Origin of the sequence: Streptomyces sp. NPDC096339, assembly GCF_044762985.1 — a bacterium.
In the GTDB taxonomy this organism is placed as follows: domain Bacteria; phylum Actinomycetota; class Actinomycetes; order Streptomycetales; family Streptomycetaceae; genus Streptomyces.
This window is the reverse complement of sequence record NZ_JBIWFI010000015.1, coordinates 142788-156776: the sequence shown is the minus strand read 5'-3', so window position 1 is coordinate 156776 and position 13989 is coordinate 142788. Positions and strand designations below refer to the sequence as shown.

Here is a 13989-nt window from a genome sequence, read left to right as displayed (position 1 = left end):
GCAGTGACCGACGGGAGGCGTCCGTGCTGCTCGAAGGCGTGATGCTGCTGTGGTTCCTGCAGGTGGTCGTCGCCGTGGCCTTCGTCGCCGTCGACATCCGCAAGACACCGGAAGCGACGGTGATGAAGTGGGGCTTCGTCATCACCACCGCCTTCAGCAGCCTGTTCGGAGCCCTGCTGTACGTACTGAGCTGCCGTGAACCGCTGCCCGGTACGCACGAGCAGTACGTGGCGGCGAAGTGGCGTCAGGTCGTCGGCTCCACCATGCACTGCGTGGCCGGCGACGGCGTCGGCATCCTCGTCGCAGCGGTGATCACCTACAACCTCGGGCTCCAGCCGTGGGCGGAGCTGCTGTGCGAGTACGCGCTGGGCTTCCTGTTCGGCTGGACGGTCTTCCAGGCCCTCTTCATGAAGGACATGTTCGGCGGCTACGGCACGTCGCTGAAGAAGACGTTCATGGCGGAGCTGCTGTCGATGAACGCGGTCATGGGCGGCATGACGGCGGTCATGAACCCCTGGATGACCAACACCATGCCCCACCCCAGCCCCACCGGACCCACCTTCTGGTTCATCATGTCCATCGCCCTGTGCGCCGGCTTCCTCGTGGCGCTGCCCATGAACTGGTGGCTGGTGGACCGGGGGCTCAAGCACGGAATGCTGACCGTCCGCGATGCGGAGCCGGTTCCCCTTGCCGCGGGGGTGGCCCTGGCGGGCGCGGCCCTCTCCGGCGGGCCGGGCCCCACGGCCGCCGGAGGGCACGAGCACCACGCGATGCGGCCCGGGGTCGGCCGCCGCCGGCTCGCCGTCATGACCGTGGTCAGTTTCCTCGTCTTCGCCGCCGGAGTCCTGATCGCCGCCGTTTTCGGGCACCTGACGATGTGATCGTGCCGCATCGTTTCTCTGGGTGAAACGCACACCCGGTCGGGTGAAGCGGAGCCCCGTGCCCTGTCCAGCCCGACGCTGGTGCGGCTAGACAGCATGCCTGTGATCAAGGAACTGCCCGGGCCCCGGACGCTCCGCCGCTCATGCCGGGCCGGGCGGCTGCCGACCGCCATCGCCCTGACCTGCCTACTCCTGACGGGCTGCGCCGTCGCAGGCGCCGGGCCGACCGGCGACGACCCGGACGAGCTGATCAAGGCCGCCGCTCAGCGCCTCACCGACGCGTGCCTGATCCGCCAGGGCCTCGTCCCGCCCCGCGACGGGCGCGGCCGGCAGCCGGGTACGGACGACAGCCGGGTCAGCGCCGCCCTCTTCGGGTCGGGTCCGGCCGAACTGTCCGTCGCCCTGCCCACCGGCTACGTCGTACGCGCCCACACCGACGGCTGCCTGGCCGCCGCCCAGCAGCGGCTGTACGGGGACCAGCCCGGCTGGTTCCGCGCCTCGGTCGTCGTCAACAACCTGCGGCCCGAGGCCTCCCACACCCACCGGGACCTCGCCGAGGTCCGGGCCCGCCACCGCGCCGAGATCGCCGACTGGCAGCGACTGCGCGCCCACGCCCTCACCGAAGCCACCACCGTGCTCAAGAACCCACCACCCCCACCACCGAAGGGAAACCCACCCGCATGAAGCGCTTCACCACCCTCCTCGCGACCGTCGTGGTCTCCGTCTCCGCGATCCTCGCCACCTCGGCCGCCGCCGAGGCGGCGGACTGCCGCAGCGGCTACTTCTGCGTCTGGACGGACGCCAACTTCGACGGACTGAAGATCGAGCACAGCGGGGACGACCGTTGGTGGGAGGGCGACATGTCCGATCTCGACTCCTCCTGGGCCAACCACGGCGTCTCCGGGCCCGGCGTGGCCGACCACGTCAAGGTGTACGACGGCCGCGAGCTGATCGGCGACGTCACCCTGTGCCTGGCCCCCGGACAGGAGGTCGGCTACGACGCGGGGGCGAACGACCGCGGCAGCTCCCACACCTGGTCCAAGAGCTGCTGAGGCACCCGGTCAGACCTGGCGCGCGCCGCCGTCCACGAAGAGCTCGATCCCGGTGACGTAGCTGCTTTCGGGTGAGGCGAGGAACAGTGCGGCGGCGGCCACCTCCTCGGGGCGGCCGGGACGGCCGAGGGGGACGCGGGCCGTCGCCTCCGCGATGACCTCGGCGGGGGCCTGCGCCAGGGAGGGGGTGGCGATCGGGCCGGGGCTGAGCGTGTTGACCCGGATCCCGCGGTCGGCCAGTTCCAGGGCCATGCTGCGGGCCATCGACCGGACGGCGGCCTTCGTCGCGGCGTAGACGCCGAAACTCCTGGACCCGGCGGAGCCGGCCGCCGAACCGAGCAGGATGATCGAGCCGCCGTCCCCGAACAGGGGCAGTGCGCGCTGCACGGTGAAGAAGGTCGCCTTGAAGTTGAGGTCCGTCGTCAGGTCGAACTGGTCCTGGGTGAGATCGGCGAGTCCGGCCGGCCGGCTGCCGCCGGCGTTGGCCACCAGGACGTCCACGGGGCTGCCCGCCGCCTCCACCTCCGTGTAGAGGCGGTCGAGGTCGGCCTCGCGGGTCACATCTCCCGGAACGGCGATCACCGAACTTCCCAACGTGTCCGCGGCCCGCGCGAGTTCGGCCTCCCGTCGGCCGGTGAGGAAGACCCGGGCGCCCTCCTGGACGAAACGGGCGGCTATCGCCAGGCCGATGCCGGACGAACCGCCGGTGACGACCGCGACCTTGCCGTCGAGCTGTCCCATGCGCCCTCCCTGCCTGTGGGCCCCTGAGGAAGCGGGCCGGGGTGCGCCGAGGGTCGGGCAGCGGCCCGACGAAGTCAAGGAGTCCCCCATGGGAGTCCGCGACGGCCGCTGCCCCGCGAGCCGGTGGGCTCGCGGGGCAGCGGGTATGGGCCGGGCCCGTCCGGGGTCAGGGACAGGTGGCCAGGAGGACGGAGACGACCGTGCAGGAGGCGGTCGCGCTGTCGTTGAGCGTGTTGGGGTCGGCCGGAGCGGACGCCGTCCGCGTGGCGGTGACCGAGACGCGGCCCAGTGAGAGCAGGCTCAGCGGGACCCGGAACGTCTTGGCCGAGGCCGTGCCGGCGGGGATCGTGCCGTAGACACAGGTCACGGTGGTTCCCAGGCCCGTGCACCCCGGGGACAGGGCGCCGGCTGTCGAGCCCGGCGGCAGGGTCGCCGTGAGCGTGGCAGAAGTGACCGTACCGGGACCGGTGTTGTGGGCGGTGAGGGTGTAGGTGAGGTACGGGACGAGCAGGCTCAGGCCCGGCTGCGCGGTCAGGTCCACGTCGATGTCGGCGGGCGGGAGCTGGTACGTGTACCGGGCCGCGGCGGCCGCGGCGCTGGTGCCGCCCGGCGTGGTGACCTGTACGTCGACCGCGCCCGCGGCGTGCGCGGGTGCCGTGGCCGTGCACGTGGTCGCGGTGCAGGACAGGGCGCCGGCCGGGTTGCCGGGGCCGAAGGTGAGCGAGGTGGCGCCGCCGAGGCCGGTGCCGGTCACCGTGACGACGGTACCGCCGTCCGTCGTGCCCGAGGACGGGCTGAGCGAGGTCACCACGGGCAGGGGGACGTAGGTGAAGCGGTCGGCGGTGGACGGCGCACTGGTGCCGCCGGGCGTCGTGGCCTGTACGTCCACCGTTCCGGTGCCGGCCGGCGCGGTGGCGGTGCAGGAGGTCGGTGTGCAGGTGACGCCGGTGGCGGGGTTGCCCGCGCCGAAGGTGATGGTGGCACCCGCCAGGTTGGTGCCGGTGACCGTCACCGTCGTGCCGCCCGCGGCGATTCCGCTGTCCGGGCTGATGGCGGTGACCGTGGGCGCCCGGTGGAAGGCGAACACGATGCGGCCGTCTCCGGTGTTGGCCCCGTCGGTCAGGGTGACCGGTGAGCCGGGAACCGTGCCGGAGACCAGGCTGGATCCGCCGCCGCCTCCGCCGCCCCCGCCGCCGGTGGTTCCGTACCGGCCACCGGCGCCGCCCCGGCCGCCGCCTCCGTACCCGGCGCCGCCGCGCCCGCCGGCGCCGGTCGGGCTGAAGACTCCCTGCGCGGCGGAGCCGCCGGAGCCGTTCGGCCAGGCGCCCGGGGAGCCGTCGGCGCCCTCGTTGTCCGTGCCGGGCCCGCCCGTCCCCGCCGCCCCGCCTGCGGTGTCGGTGCCCGGGCCTCCGCCCGTACCGCCCTGTGCGTCGGGGACCAGGCCGTTGCCGTTGGCGCCCGCTTTGCCGCTGTCGCCGCCGGCCGCTCCCGGATAGGCCGGGGAGCCGATGCCCGCTCCGCCCGCTCCGCCGCCCGAACCGGCTGTCAGCAGCGGGGCGTTGGCCGCCGTCGTGACGGCGACGAGGGCACCGCCGGACCCGGGGGCGCCGAACTGCGCGTTCGCGGCCGCGTTGGCGCCGCGTTTGCCGACGGTGACGTTGAACGTCTGCCCGGGCGTGGCGGGGACGGTCGCCACGAGGTGCGCGCCCTTGCCGCCCGGTGTGCCGTCGTAGGCGTTGCCGCCTCCGGCCCCGTCGAGGGTGACCACGGCACCGGACGCGCCTTCGGGCACGGTGAGGCTTCCGGAACCACCCGCCGTACAGGTGACCGTGGTGACGGAATCCGCCACCACGGGGGCGGCGCACACCCCTTCCGCCGCCGCCGGACCGGCCAGGACCGTCAGGCCGCCCGCGGCCAGTGCGGACGACACGACCACCGCCGGCAGCCGGCCCCGCCACCAGGGTCTTGGCCCGCGTGACACGGCACTCGATGACATCGAAGTCTCCCCCTCTCGACTCCGCCCGGCGGCGGCCGGAGGCGAAGACTCCTGGGAAGCCGCGGCCGGACGCTCCGGCACGACGAACCGGAGCGCCGCACCCACGGCGCCGCCGACCGTTCGCCGGTGTGCGGGGCCGCCCGCTCGCGGAGCGACGGCCCGGTGATACCGGCGGAAGCATCGCAGCGGCCGACGCGCGGCGTGCGCGAAATGCCGGATCGTCACATCGGCACCGTCGGAAAATCCGACAGGGAAGCCAAGTCCGCACGAACGTGCGAATGATTCCGGCGCTCCGTGGGGATCGTCCCCGCTCCGACGGTGCGGGTGAGGACCGGCACCGGCCCAGGTCGGCAGGGCACTTCACCGGTCCCGGCCGGGGCGCGCCGGGGCGGGAGAGCGTACGGTGCTCGTGTGATCAGAGGCGAGAACACGGCGGGGACCGCACTGCTCCTCGCGGCCGCGCCGACGGGCAGGAGCCGGCTCATCAACGCCACCGGCGTCCTGCCCACGCTCGCGGCCGTCCCACCCAGCACGCTCACCGGAACGCCGGCCGGCACGATCGTCGAGCTCGCCGACCCGATGGACCAGCAGACCGTGCTCACCCGCGTACGCGCCGCCGCCGCGGCCCCGGGCCCGCTGAGCCTCGTCATCACCGGGCAGCTCCAACTCGACGCGCGGCAACGCCGCCTGCACCTCGCCCTGGCCCGGTCCACTCCCCCGACCCTGCGGTACTCGGGGCTGCCGTGGGACTGGCTGGTCGGCGAACTGAAGCCGCGGCGGCCCGACTCGACGAGGGTGATCGTCGACCTGGTCGCCGCCGCGGACGCCTGGCAGCAGATCAGCGCGTACGGTCTCACGCTCGGGCACGGGATCTCCCTCTACGGCCGTGTGGCACCGCCGCCGGCCCGCAACCGGCCGGCCGCCGAACCCTCCTACCTCCAGGCCGTGGCCACCATCTGGCGCAGCGGACTGAACCCGCCGCCGGGCGAGCTCCACGCCAGGGCCGCCGCCCAGGCCGGCCACGACGGGGCGCTCCTCCTCACGGTGGACGCCGCGCCGACACCCGTCCCGGCGCACCCGGCACCGGTTCCCGCGGCGATGTCTCCGGCAGTGACTGCTCCGGCGGTGACGGCCGGGGACCCGCTGCCCGCGATCCTCGCCATCGCGCACGCCGGGCGCCACGGCGAGGCCGCGGCGCTCGCCGTGCGGTGGGAGGGCTGGGCCGTGCGGAGCCACGGCGCGGGGTCCGTCCAGGCCGTCCACTGGCTGGAGGTGCGGGCCGATCTGGCTCATGTCGCCGGTGACTCGGGAGGAAGCTGCGAGCTGTGGATGGCGGCCGCCGATGCCCGCCTCGCCCGCCACGAGGCCCCGGACAGCGTAGGCGTCCAGGCGGCCGTGGACCGCGCGCACCACCAGTGGCAGCAGCTCCGGGATCCGCATCGGGCCCGGGAGCTCGGGCCGAACCTGGTCTCCCTGAGGTGCCGCGTGCCAGGGCAGCGGCCGGGGGCCACGGAGGCCGTACGGCGCCGACTGGAGCTCCTGCGCACGAGGCCGGGGGCGCTCACCGCGGGGCAGTGATCACAGCACGGAGCGCTGATCACGCGCGAGAGCCCCACCCGTGCGCCGCCACGCCGTGCCATGATCGTTCGATGAACGACGAACCGCGCATACATCCCTCGAAGGTGGCCGACGACCGTGCGTCGCTCACCTCGTTCCTCGACTATCAGCGGGCGACCCTGGCCCTGAAGTGCGCCGGCCTGACCGGCGAACAGTTGAAGCGGAAGGCGATCCCGACCTCGGGGCTCACGCTCCTCGGACTGGTGCGGCACGCGGCGTCGGTCGAGCGGAGCTGGTTCCGCTTCGTCATGAACTCCGAGGACGTCAAGGCGCCTTGGCCCGGGAAGGTCGACGGCACGTTCGCCGAGTTCCACGTCGAGGACGCCGACGTCGACGAGGCCTTCGAGACGTGGCGCGAGGAGTGCGCGCTCGCCCGCGCCGTCACCGACTCCGTCGACTCGCTCGACGACACCGTCGACTTCCGCGGCGAGACGATCTCGCTCCGCTACGTCCTCACCCACATGATCGAGGAGTACGCGCGGCACAACGGCCACGCAGACCTGCTGCGCGAAGCCGTCGACGGGGCCGTCGGCGAGTAGCCGGCCGGTGCGGGCGCTGTCGGTCCCTCGTGGAAGACTGCGGCCCATGTCTCTCTCCGACCTCACGTTTGACCAGTGGCAGTCGTTCGACCCGGCGACGGCCCGCCACGTCGCCCAGCAGGCGGCCGATGCCGCGGGTGGCCGTCTGGTCGCCGTGGAGGCGGTCGAACACCTCGGTGCCCGGATGCACCGTGCGCGGATCGAGCGGGATGCCCAGGAGTTCGCCCTCGTGCCGGGCGGGGCCGTGACGCTGGGGTTCGACCTCGGCTCCTGGCAGCCGACGCCCGAGCAGGCGGCCGACTACCTGGAGAGCCAGGAGGAGGGCTACGGGTACGGCCTCGATCTGCGCGAGTACCTCGCGCATGTCCTGAGCCCGCGCCGGCGCGTCACCCTGGAGACCGTGCTCATGGCGGTGGAGGACGAGAACCTGACCGAGGCGCCCGCCGACATGCCTGCCGTGCTGGCGTCCCGCGGTCTGCGGATGCCGAGTTCCGACGAATGGGAGCACGCCTGCGGAGCCGGTGCGAGCACCCTGTTCCGATGGGGCGGCGACTGCCCGCTCGACCGGATCCCGTACAACGATCCCGCCGGCCCGCAGCACGGCTTGAACGCCTTGGGCCTGCACATCGCCTACGACACGTACCGGACGGAGCTGACGAGCGACGTCACCGCGGTGCACGGCGGCGACGGCGGCGAGTCGGTCTGCGGCGGCTACGGCAACCTGCTGGGCTGGCTGCCGCTGGCAACGGCCAACCGCAACCCCTTCGTCGCCGAGTTCGTGTACGGGCCGGACGGCGAGGACCTGTACGACTCCTTCTCCATCCGGCCTGTCATCGCCGTCTGATCCCGGAGACGGACTCCGTCACAGCGTGGGCGGTCCCGTGTGCACCGAAGTGTGCACCGACGTGTGCACCGAGGTGTCCGCGTGGCGCAGTTCGGCGAGGAGTTCGCTCTGCCCCGCCAGCAGCTCCGTGAGGATGCGCCGTGCGGCCCGCAGCAGTTCCGCCACGTCGCCGCCGGCCAGGGCGTAGCTGACCGTGGAACCGTCGCGGATGGAGACCACGATGCCGGACCGGCGCAGTACCGCGAGCTGTTGGGAGAGGTTGGACGGTTCGATCTCGATCTCGTTCAGCAGTTCACGCACGGGGACAGGGCCGTTCTGAAGCAGTTCCAGTACGCGGATCCGAACGGGATGTCCGAGCATGCGGAAGAACTCCGCTTTGGCCTGGTACAGCGGCACCTGCATGCGACAACACTCCCACCCGGGTTCGACCATTCCACGGTCCAGCGGCCAGCCCTGCCGGACCGGCGACGTCCAGCTCCGTCCATCCTCCCGCTTCCCGGCCCCGGCCCACTCGCGGCTGATCACTTTCAGATGTGCCGAGTTGAAGATTCTTTCAACTCTTGGGCGTGCGAAGCCGGGATGCGGGACGAACGGTTAGAGCTCCAGCTCCGCCTCGATGCGCTTGAGCTGGTGCCTCGCCATGGCCAGGTTCGCCCTGGCCTTGTCCAGGACGATGTACAGGAACAGGCCGTTGCCCCCTCGGCTCTTGATCAGCCGGATGAGGTGGTACTGGGTCCCGAGGGTGATGAGTACGTCCTCGATGTCCTCCTTGATGCCCAGCATCTCCATCGTGCGGGTCTTCGCCCTGATCACGTCGGTGTTACCGGCGGCGGCCACCTCCAGATTGAGGTCCTTGCCCCCGCCCAGCATTCCGAGGGCCATGCCGCTCGTGTAATCGACCAGCGCGGCCCCCACGCTCCCCTCGATCGAGGTCATCGCCTCCTTCAGAGACGTCTCCACGCTCACCATCAGTACTCGCTCCCTCGACTCTCGACGGCCCCGGCGGGGTTCGAAACGTCTCGCCGGGTGATGACCGCAGACGCTACCCACTGGGCGTCAGGAGGACTGGGAACACCGGGTATTCGGCGGAAAACGATCGCCGCACCCTAGAATGCGCCGCCGCGCTTCACGAGGTCGCCGTGCGAACGCGGTGCTCGCGCCAGAAGGAGGTGAGGTCGGTGGTCGTCGCCGCCTGCGCCGCGCGCTGGAAGGCGGCGGTCGTGGAGACCCCGTACCAGTGGTCGCGCACGTATTCCCTCAGCATGGCGGCCATCGCCCGGGAGCCCAGCACCTTCTCCAGGTCGTGCAGCACGCACGCGCCGTTGGTGTAGACGAAGCGGCTCCAGCCGGGGCCGTAGGCGTCCCAGTAGCCGCTGGAGTTGGTGACGGCCTGGGTGTCGTTCTCCCACCTGACGAACTCCGCGCAGTACGCGCCGTCGTCGCCCACGAGCAGGTCGCCGGAGTACACGGCGAAGGACTCGTCCAGCCAGGGCGAGGCGTACTCGTCGTTGCCGACGATCCCGTACCACCACTGGTGGGCCAGCTCGTGGACGACGGCGCCACCCCACTCGTCCGCCCAGACCAGGACCAGGCCGGGGAACTCCATGCTGCCGATGGGTGCGAAGCGGTCGCTCAGGACCACGTCGACCTCGCGGTAGGGGTAGCGGCCGAAGCGCTTCCCGAGGTCGTCGATGGCGCGGAGCGCCTCGGCGCGGGCGGTCTCCACCCACGCGTCCGGGGTGCCGTCCGTCCAGTACGCGCGCACGGTGACGCCGCCCGGCGACGTGGCCGTACCGCTGCGGAACGGGCCGGCCGCCCACGCGAAGTCCCGCACCTGTCGCGCCGTGCTGGTGGTGACGCTGCGGCCGGGGGCGCCCGGCCGGGTGGTGGTGGTGCCGGTCGCCGGGACCCTCAGCCCGGTCGGGTGGTCGAGGGTCACCCGGAAGTCGGAGGCCAGCGTGTAGTAGCTCTCACCCCGGTCGACGTGGGGGTCCAGGTGCCAGCCCTGGGCGTCCCGGACGGCCAGCACGGGCAGGGCGTTGCCGAGGTAGCGGTGGTCTCCGTCGCGTCCGAAGCGGTGCAGCCGGTCGGGGACGGTGATCGATACGTCGAAGCCGACCGTGGCCCGGCCGCCGGGCGGCAGCGGGGCGGGCAGCGCGATCCGTACCGCCGTGCATCCGACCGACGGGGCGTCCGCGGTGCCTCCGGTCACCCGGTCGATCCGGACCGGGGAGGGTTTCCCCGGGATGCCACAGCCGTCGGTGCCGTTGCCCCAGAGGCGGATGTAGACCTCGCGCAGCGGCTCGGCGGAACGGTTGCCGAAGGTGACCGTCTCGCGGCCGGTCCACCGGCCGCCGGTGGCGTCGGCGCGCAGGTCCGCGCCGTACGAGGGCCGGGAGGGCGCGGCGCCCCCGTCGCCGGCACCGGTCACGGCCGCCGCGGAGGCCGGGACGCCGAGCCCGGTCCCCGCGAGGAGTGCCGAGAGCACCAGGGCCGCGAATCCGCGCCCGGTCCGTTTCATGGTCCGCCCCCGAGGTCGTGGTGATGGGCATGCGCGCCGCAGACGCTACGGGACCGTCGCGGTCTTGCCCATACCCCCGTGACGTCTCAACTCGCGTGATTTGTAGGCGAGTTCATGGAGTACGCCGTACGCGGAGGCCGGGCCCCGCGGGGCGGAATAGCCGGCGGCGCGAGTGCATTGAGGTGGGTATGGCAACCCTTGGACTGATCGGCAGCGGAAACATCGGTGGCACCCTCGCACGGCTGGCCGTGGACGCCGGGCTCGACGTGGTGCTGAGCAATTCCCGGGGACCGGAGTCGCTCGGCGGCCTGGTCTCCGAGCTCGGCCCCCGGGCCCGGGCGGCCACATCCGCGGAGGCGGCGGCAGCGGGCGACTGGGTGGTGGTGACCATTCCGCTCGGGAAGTACCGGGACCTTCCGGCGGCGGGGCTCGCCGGGAAGGTCGTACTCGACACGATGAACTACTACCCGGAGCGCGACGGCCTCTTCCCGGCCCTGGAGGCGGAGGAGACCACCACCAGCGAGCTGGTTCAGGAGCACCTGGCCGGGGCCCATGTGGTCAAGGTGTTCAACAACATCTTCTTCAAGCACCTGAGCGGCCTCGCCCGCCCCGCGGGGGCCGCCGACCGCTCGGCGCTGCTCCTCGCCGGCGATGACGCGGCGGCGAAGCGGTCCGCGGCCGACCTCGTGGACCTGCTCGGATTCGACCCGGTGGACGCGGGGGCCCTGGCCGACAGCTGGCGGTTCCAGAGGGACACACCCGCCTATGCCCTCCCGTACATGAGCATCACCGACGGACCGGGCATCGACCCCGCGGACCCGGGTGCGGTCGCGAACGAGGACGCCCTGCGCGCCGCGCTGGCCAAGGCGGTCCGCCCGACCGGCGGCTGACCCGCGCCTGACCGCGGGCGGCCGAATGGAGGACGCGTACAGGAAGTAGGGTGCACGGAATGAACACTTCCTCCGCGCTCCCGCATTCGTTCCGGCTGCTCGTCACGGGTGGAGGGACGGGTGGGCACACCTACCCGGCCCTCACCGCGATCCGTACGCTGCAGGGCCGCCTCGCCGCCGCGGGCGGCGCGCTCGACGTCCTGTGGATCGGGACCGCCGACGGCCTGGAGGCGCGCGTCGCCCCGGCGGAGGGCATCGCCTTCAAGACGGTCGCCACGGGGAAGATCCGCCGTTCGGCGAACCCGCTCAAGATGCTGTCGGCGGCGAACGTGAAGGACATGGCCAAGGTGCCGCTCGGGGTGGCCCAGGCCCGCGCCATCGTGTCCGAGTTCCAGCCGGACGTCGTCCTCGCGACGGGCGGGTACGTCGCGGTGCCGGCCGGTCTGGCCGCGCGGCTGTGCCGGCGCCCGCTGGTCCTGCACGAGCAGACCGTCCGGCTGGGGCTGGCCAACCGGAAGCTCGCCGGTTCGGCCACGCGGATCGCGGTGTCCTCGGAGTCCTCGCTGCCCCTGCTGCCCGCCGAGGTCCGCGACCGGGCCGTCGTCACCGGCAATCCGGTCCGGCCGGAGGTCCTCACCGGCCACGGCGAGAAGGCACTGCAGGCGTTGAACCTCACCGGGTTCGACCGGCGCCTGCCCACGGTCTACGTCACCGGCGGGGCCCAGGGCGCCCAGCAGATCAACGGCATGGTCCGGGACGTGCTGCCGTGGCTGCTGAGCCACGCGAACGTGATCCACCAGTGCGGCCCCGCGAACGTGGACGAGCTGCGTGCCGCCGGCTCGACCCTCGACCCGGTCCTCGCCTCCCGGTACCACCTCACCGGGTTCGTCGGGGCGGAGCTGCCCGACGTCCTGGCCCTGGCGGACGTCGTGGTGTCCCGCAGCGGGGCCGGCACGCTGGCCGAACTGACCGCGCTGGGCAAGCCCGCAGTGTTCGTACCGCTCGCCACGTCGGCCGGGAACGAGCAGGCGCACAACGCCCAGTACCTCGCGGACGCGGGGGCGGCCGTCGCCCTGCTCGGCGAGGTCACCCCGCAGACCCTGCAGAGCGCCGTCGGCCCGCTGCTGACCGACCCCGCCCTGCGGTCGGCGATGGCGGAGCGGGCCCGGGCGTACGGAAGGCCCGACGCCGCGGACAGGCTCGTCGACGTACTCCTGGCGGCGGCGACCGGCTGACAACCGAACCCGTGCTCCGGACGGCATCACCGTCCGGAGCACGGGTTCGTCGTTTCCCGGCTTCGTCAGTCCGTTTTCGGCTGCGTACGCCGGGCGTAGGAGCGGGCGGCCCGAGCCCGGTCGCCACAGCGGGTGGAGCACCAGTGGCGGCGGCCGTTGCGCAGCAGGTAGCGGTTGCAGGGACTCGACCGGCAGCCGGTGAGGCGGTCGGCATCGGGGCCGGTGAGGAGATCGGCCGCGTCGGCCGCGAGGGTCGCGAGGGCGCGGTCGAGGATCTCGTTGGTGGGGCAGGGCGCCGCGCGGTAGGGGCCGTTCTTCTCGTCCCAGTACAGCAGGGCGGCCGTGGGGGCCTTGCTCATCGCGTCGTTGACGGCGGACAGCGCCGCGGGCAGGGCGGGTAGCCCCTCGACGCGGGCGGCGAACAGCGCCCTGAGGTGCTCGCGCATCGAGCGCAGCTGCGCCGCGCACATCTCCCGGACCCCCGCGTCGGCCGGCGCGAGGCCGTGTCCGGTGAGCCACCGGTTCGCGCTCTCGGGCGTGCCGAGGAAATCGACGAACTGCCCTCCGGGCAGCGCGATGGCGCTGTTGACGAAGTCGAGGGCGAGGTGGTCCTGCGCCCCCGGCGCGGGCGATGGCACGGATTCGACGGCCGGGATCTCACTCATGGTTCTCATGGTAGGCATTGCGTCCATCCATGACACACCTCTACGATCATCACGGATAACCCACCACGCATCCGTGAGGTTCTGATGGCTGACACCGGCACGCCCGTTGAGCAGATCCCCGTCCGCGTTTTCGGGGGCCCGACCGCCCTCTTCGAATACGGGGGCTTGCGGTTCCTGACCGATCCCACCTTCGACGCTCCGCGCGAGTACCCCGTGCCCGGCGGCCTGCTGACCAAGACGGCCCCCGCTTCGGCCACGCCCGCCGACCTCGGCCGCATAGACGTGGTCCTGCTCTCCCACGACGAACACCCCGACAACCTCGACGAGTCGGGCCGGGCGCTGCTCGCCGGCGTCCCCCTGACCCTGACCACGCCCGGGGGCGGAAAGCGACTGGGGGCAGGGGCCAGGGGGCTCGCCGACTGGGAGACGGTCGACCTCGACCGCCCCGGCGGCGGCACGGTCACGGTCACGGCCGTGCCCGCCCTCCACGGGCCCGGCACGCGCGAGGAGGTCGAACCGTTCACCGGACAGGTCGTCGGATTCGTGCTGACCGGGCAGGACCTGCCGACCGTCTACGTCAGCGGCGACAACGCCTCCCTCGGCCTGGTCGCGGAGATCGCCGAACGGTTCGGCCCGGTGGACACCGCCATCCTGTTCGCGGGGGCCCCTCGCTTCACCCAGCTCTTCGACGGTGCGCCGATCGTCCTCGACAGCGCGCAGGCGGCGGACGCCGCCGGGATCCTCGGTGCGCGCCGGGTGGTTCCCGTCCACTACGACAGCTGGGGGCACTTCACCGAAGGACGCGACGAACTGGTCGCCGCCTTCGCCGCCTCCGGGCTGCTCGACCGGCTGGACCTGGGCGACCGGGGCTGACCGCTCGACCGAGGCCGGGGAACAGGGGAGCCGGGGAACCGGGGAGCCGGGGAACCGGGGAGCCGGGGAGCCGGGGAACAGGGGAGCCGGGGAGCCGGGGAGCCGGGGAGCCGGGGAGCCGGGGAGCCGGACAAC

The 13989-nt window shown here is 72.8% G+C and carries 15 protein-coding genes; 9 read left to right on the top strand and 6 right to left on the bottom strand.

The genetic code is table 11. The features are described from left to right. The first annotated feature begins 23 nt into the window (after positions 1–23). The 3 genes from ACIQ5Y_RS20930 (at position 24) to ACIQ5Y_RS20920 (ending at position 1933) form a co-directional block, all read left to right on the top strand. Complete coding sequence (locus tag ACIQ5Y_RS20930) at positions 24–881, top strand: DUF4396 domain-containing protein (RefSeq protein ID WP_403882229.1); 858 nt, start codon at positions 24–26, stop codon at positions 879–881. Between the two features lie 96 nt (positions 882–977). Continuing rightward, entirely contained in the window at positions 978–1565 is a 588-nt protein-coding gene (locus ACIQ5Y_RS20925; protein WP_403882226.1) for a hypothetical protein, read from the top strand. Then, positions 1562–1933, top strand: a complete 372-nt coding sequence (locus ACIQ5Y_RS20920) for a peptidase inhibitor family I36 protein (RefSeq protein ID WP_403882223.1) — start codon at positions 1562–1564, stop codon at positions 1931–1933. The genes ACIQ5Y_RS20925 and ACIQ5Y_RS20920 overlap by 4 nt, the downstream gene beginning before the upstream one ends. A 9-nt stretch (positions 1934–1942) precedes the next feature. Here ACIQ5Y_RS20920 and ACIQ5Y_RS20915 read toward each other — a convergent pair whose 3' ends face one another. Together ACIQ5Y_RS20915 and ACIQ5Y_RS20910 are read right to left on the bottom strand one after the other, a co-directional pair. Further along, on the bottom strand, positions 1943–2674 hold the full coding sequence (locus ACIQ5Y_RS20915) for an SDR family NAD(P)-dependent oxidoreductase (RefSeq protein ID WP_403882220.1): 732 nt from the start codon (positions 2672–2674) through the stop codon (positions 1943–1945). A 166-nt stretch (positions 2675–2840) separates the two neighbouring features. After that, complete coding sequence (locus tag ACIQ5Y_RS20910) at positions 2841–4604, bottom strand: IPT/TIG domain-containing protein (RefSeq protein WP_403882217.1); 1764 nt, start codon at positions 4602–4604, stop codon at positions 2841–2843. Between the two features lie 477 nt (positions 4605–5081). Here ACIQ5Y_RS20910 and ACIQ5Y_RS20905 point away from each other — a divergent pair, with 477 nt between their 5' ends. The 3 genes from ACIQ5Y_RS20905 to ACIQ5Y_RS20895 all read left to right on the top strand — a co-directional run bounded on the left by ACIQ5Y_RS20905 (position 5082) and on the right by ACIQ5Y_RS20895 (position 7670). Then, positions 5082–6248, top strand: a complete 1167-nt coding sequence (locus tag ACIQ5Y_RS20905; RefSeq protein ID WP_403882214.1) for a hypothetical protein — start codon at positions 5082–5084, stop codon at positions 6246–6248. 71 nt (positions 6249–6319) lie between these two features. Beyond that, on the top strand, positions 6320–6826 hold the full coding sequence (locus ACIQ5Y_RS20900) for a DinB family protein (protein ID WP_403882211.1): 507 nt from the start codon (positions 6320–6322) through the stop codon (positions 6824–6826). A gap of 46 nt (positions 6827–6872) precedes the next feature. After that, positions 6873–7670, top strand: coding sequence for a hypothetical protein (locus ACIQ5Y_RS20895; RefSeq protein WP_403882208.1), 798 nt, complete (start codon positions 6873–6875; stop codon positions 7668–7670). Between the two features lie 18 nt (positions 7671–7688). Here the strand turns inward: ACIQ5Y_RS20895 and ACIQ5Y_RS20890 are convergent, their stop codons facing one another. The 3 genes from ACIQ5Y_RS20890 to ACIQ5Y_RS20880 form a co-directional block, all read right to left on the bottom strand. Continuing rightward, entirely contained in the window at positions 7689–8072 is a 384-nt protein-coding gene (locus ACIQ5Y_RS20890; RefSeq protein ID WP_403882205.1) for an ArsR/SmtB family transcription factor, read from the bottom strand. Positions 8073–8264: 192 nt separating this feature from the next. Beyond that, positions 8265–8639, bottom strand: a complete 375-nt coding sequence (locus tag ACIQ5Y_RS20885) for a hypothetical protein (protein ID WP_403882202.1) — start codon at positions 8637–8639, stop codon at positions 8265–8267. Positions 8640–8796: 157 nt separating this feature from the next. Continuing rightward, complete coding sequence (locus ACIQ5Y_RS20880) at positions 8797–10191, bottom strand: M1 family metallopeptidase (RefSeq protein ID WP_403882199.1); 1395 nt, start codon at positions 10189–10191, stop codon at positions 8797–8799. 23 nt (positions 10192–10214) lie between these two features. Here ACIQ5Y_RS20880 and ACIQ5Y_RS20875 point away from each other — a divergent pair, with 23 nt between their 5' ends. Together ACIQ5Y_RS20875 and ACIQ5Y_RS20870 are read left to right on the top strand one after the other, a co-directional pair. After that, positions 10215–11081 (top strand): NADPH-dependent F420 reductase, encoded by an 867-nt coding sequence (locus ACIQ5Y_RS20875; protein ID WP_403882197.1) that lies wholly within the window; start codon positions 10215–10217, stop codon positions 11079–11081. Positions 11082–11140: 59 nt separating this feature from the next. After that, on the top strand, positions 11141–12316 hold the full coding sequence (locus ACIQ5Y_RS20870; RefSeq protein ID WP_403882194.1) for a UDP-N-acetylglucosamine--N-acetylmuramyl-(pentapeptide) pyrophosphoryl-undecaprenol N-acetylglucosamine transferase: 1176 nt from the start codon (positions 11141–11143) through the stop codon (positions 12314–12316). Between the two features lie 65 nt (positions 12317–12381). Here the strand turns inward: ACIQ5Y_RS20870 and ACIQ5Y_RS20865 are convergent, their stop codons facing one another. Continuing rightward, positions 12382–12981, bottom strand: a complete 600-nt coding sequence (locus tag ACIQ5Y_RS20865; RefSeq protein ID WP_403882191.1) for a CGNR zinc finger domain-containing protein — start codon at positions 12979–12981, stop codon at positions 12382–12384. Positions 12982–13065: 84 nt separating this feature from the next. Between ACIQ5Y_RS20865 and ACIQ5Y_RS20860 the strand changes: the two genes are divergently transcribed. Continuing rightward, positions 13066–13854 carry an MBL fold metallo-hydrolase gene (locus ACIQ5Y_RS20860; protein ID WP_403882188.1) on the top strand — a complete coding sequence of 263 codons (789 nt, stop codon included), beginning with the start codon at positions 13066–13068 and terminating at the stop codon, positions 13852–13854. The last annotated feature ends 135 nt before the right edge of the window (positions 13855–13989 follow it).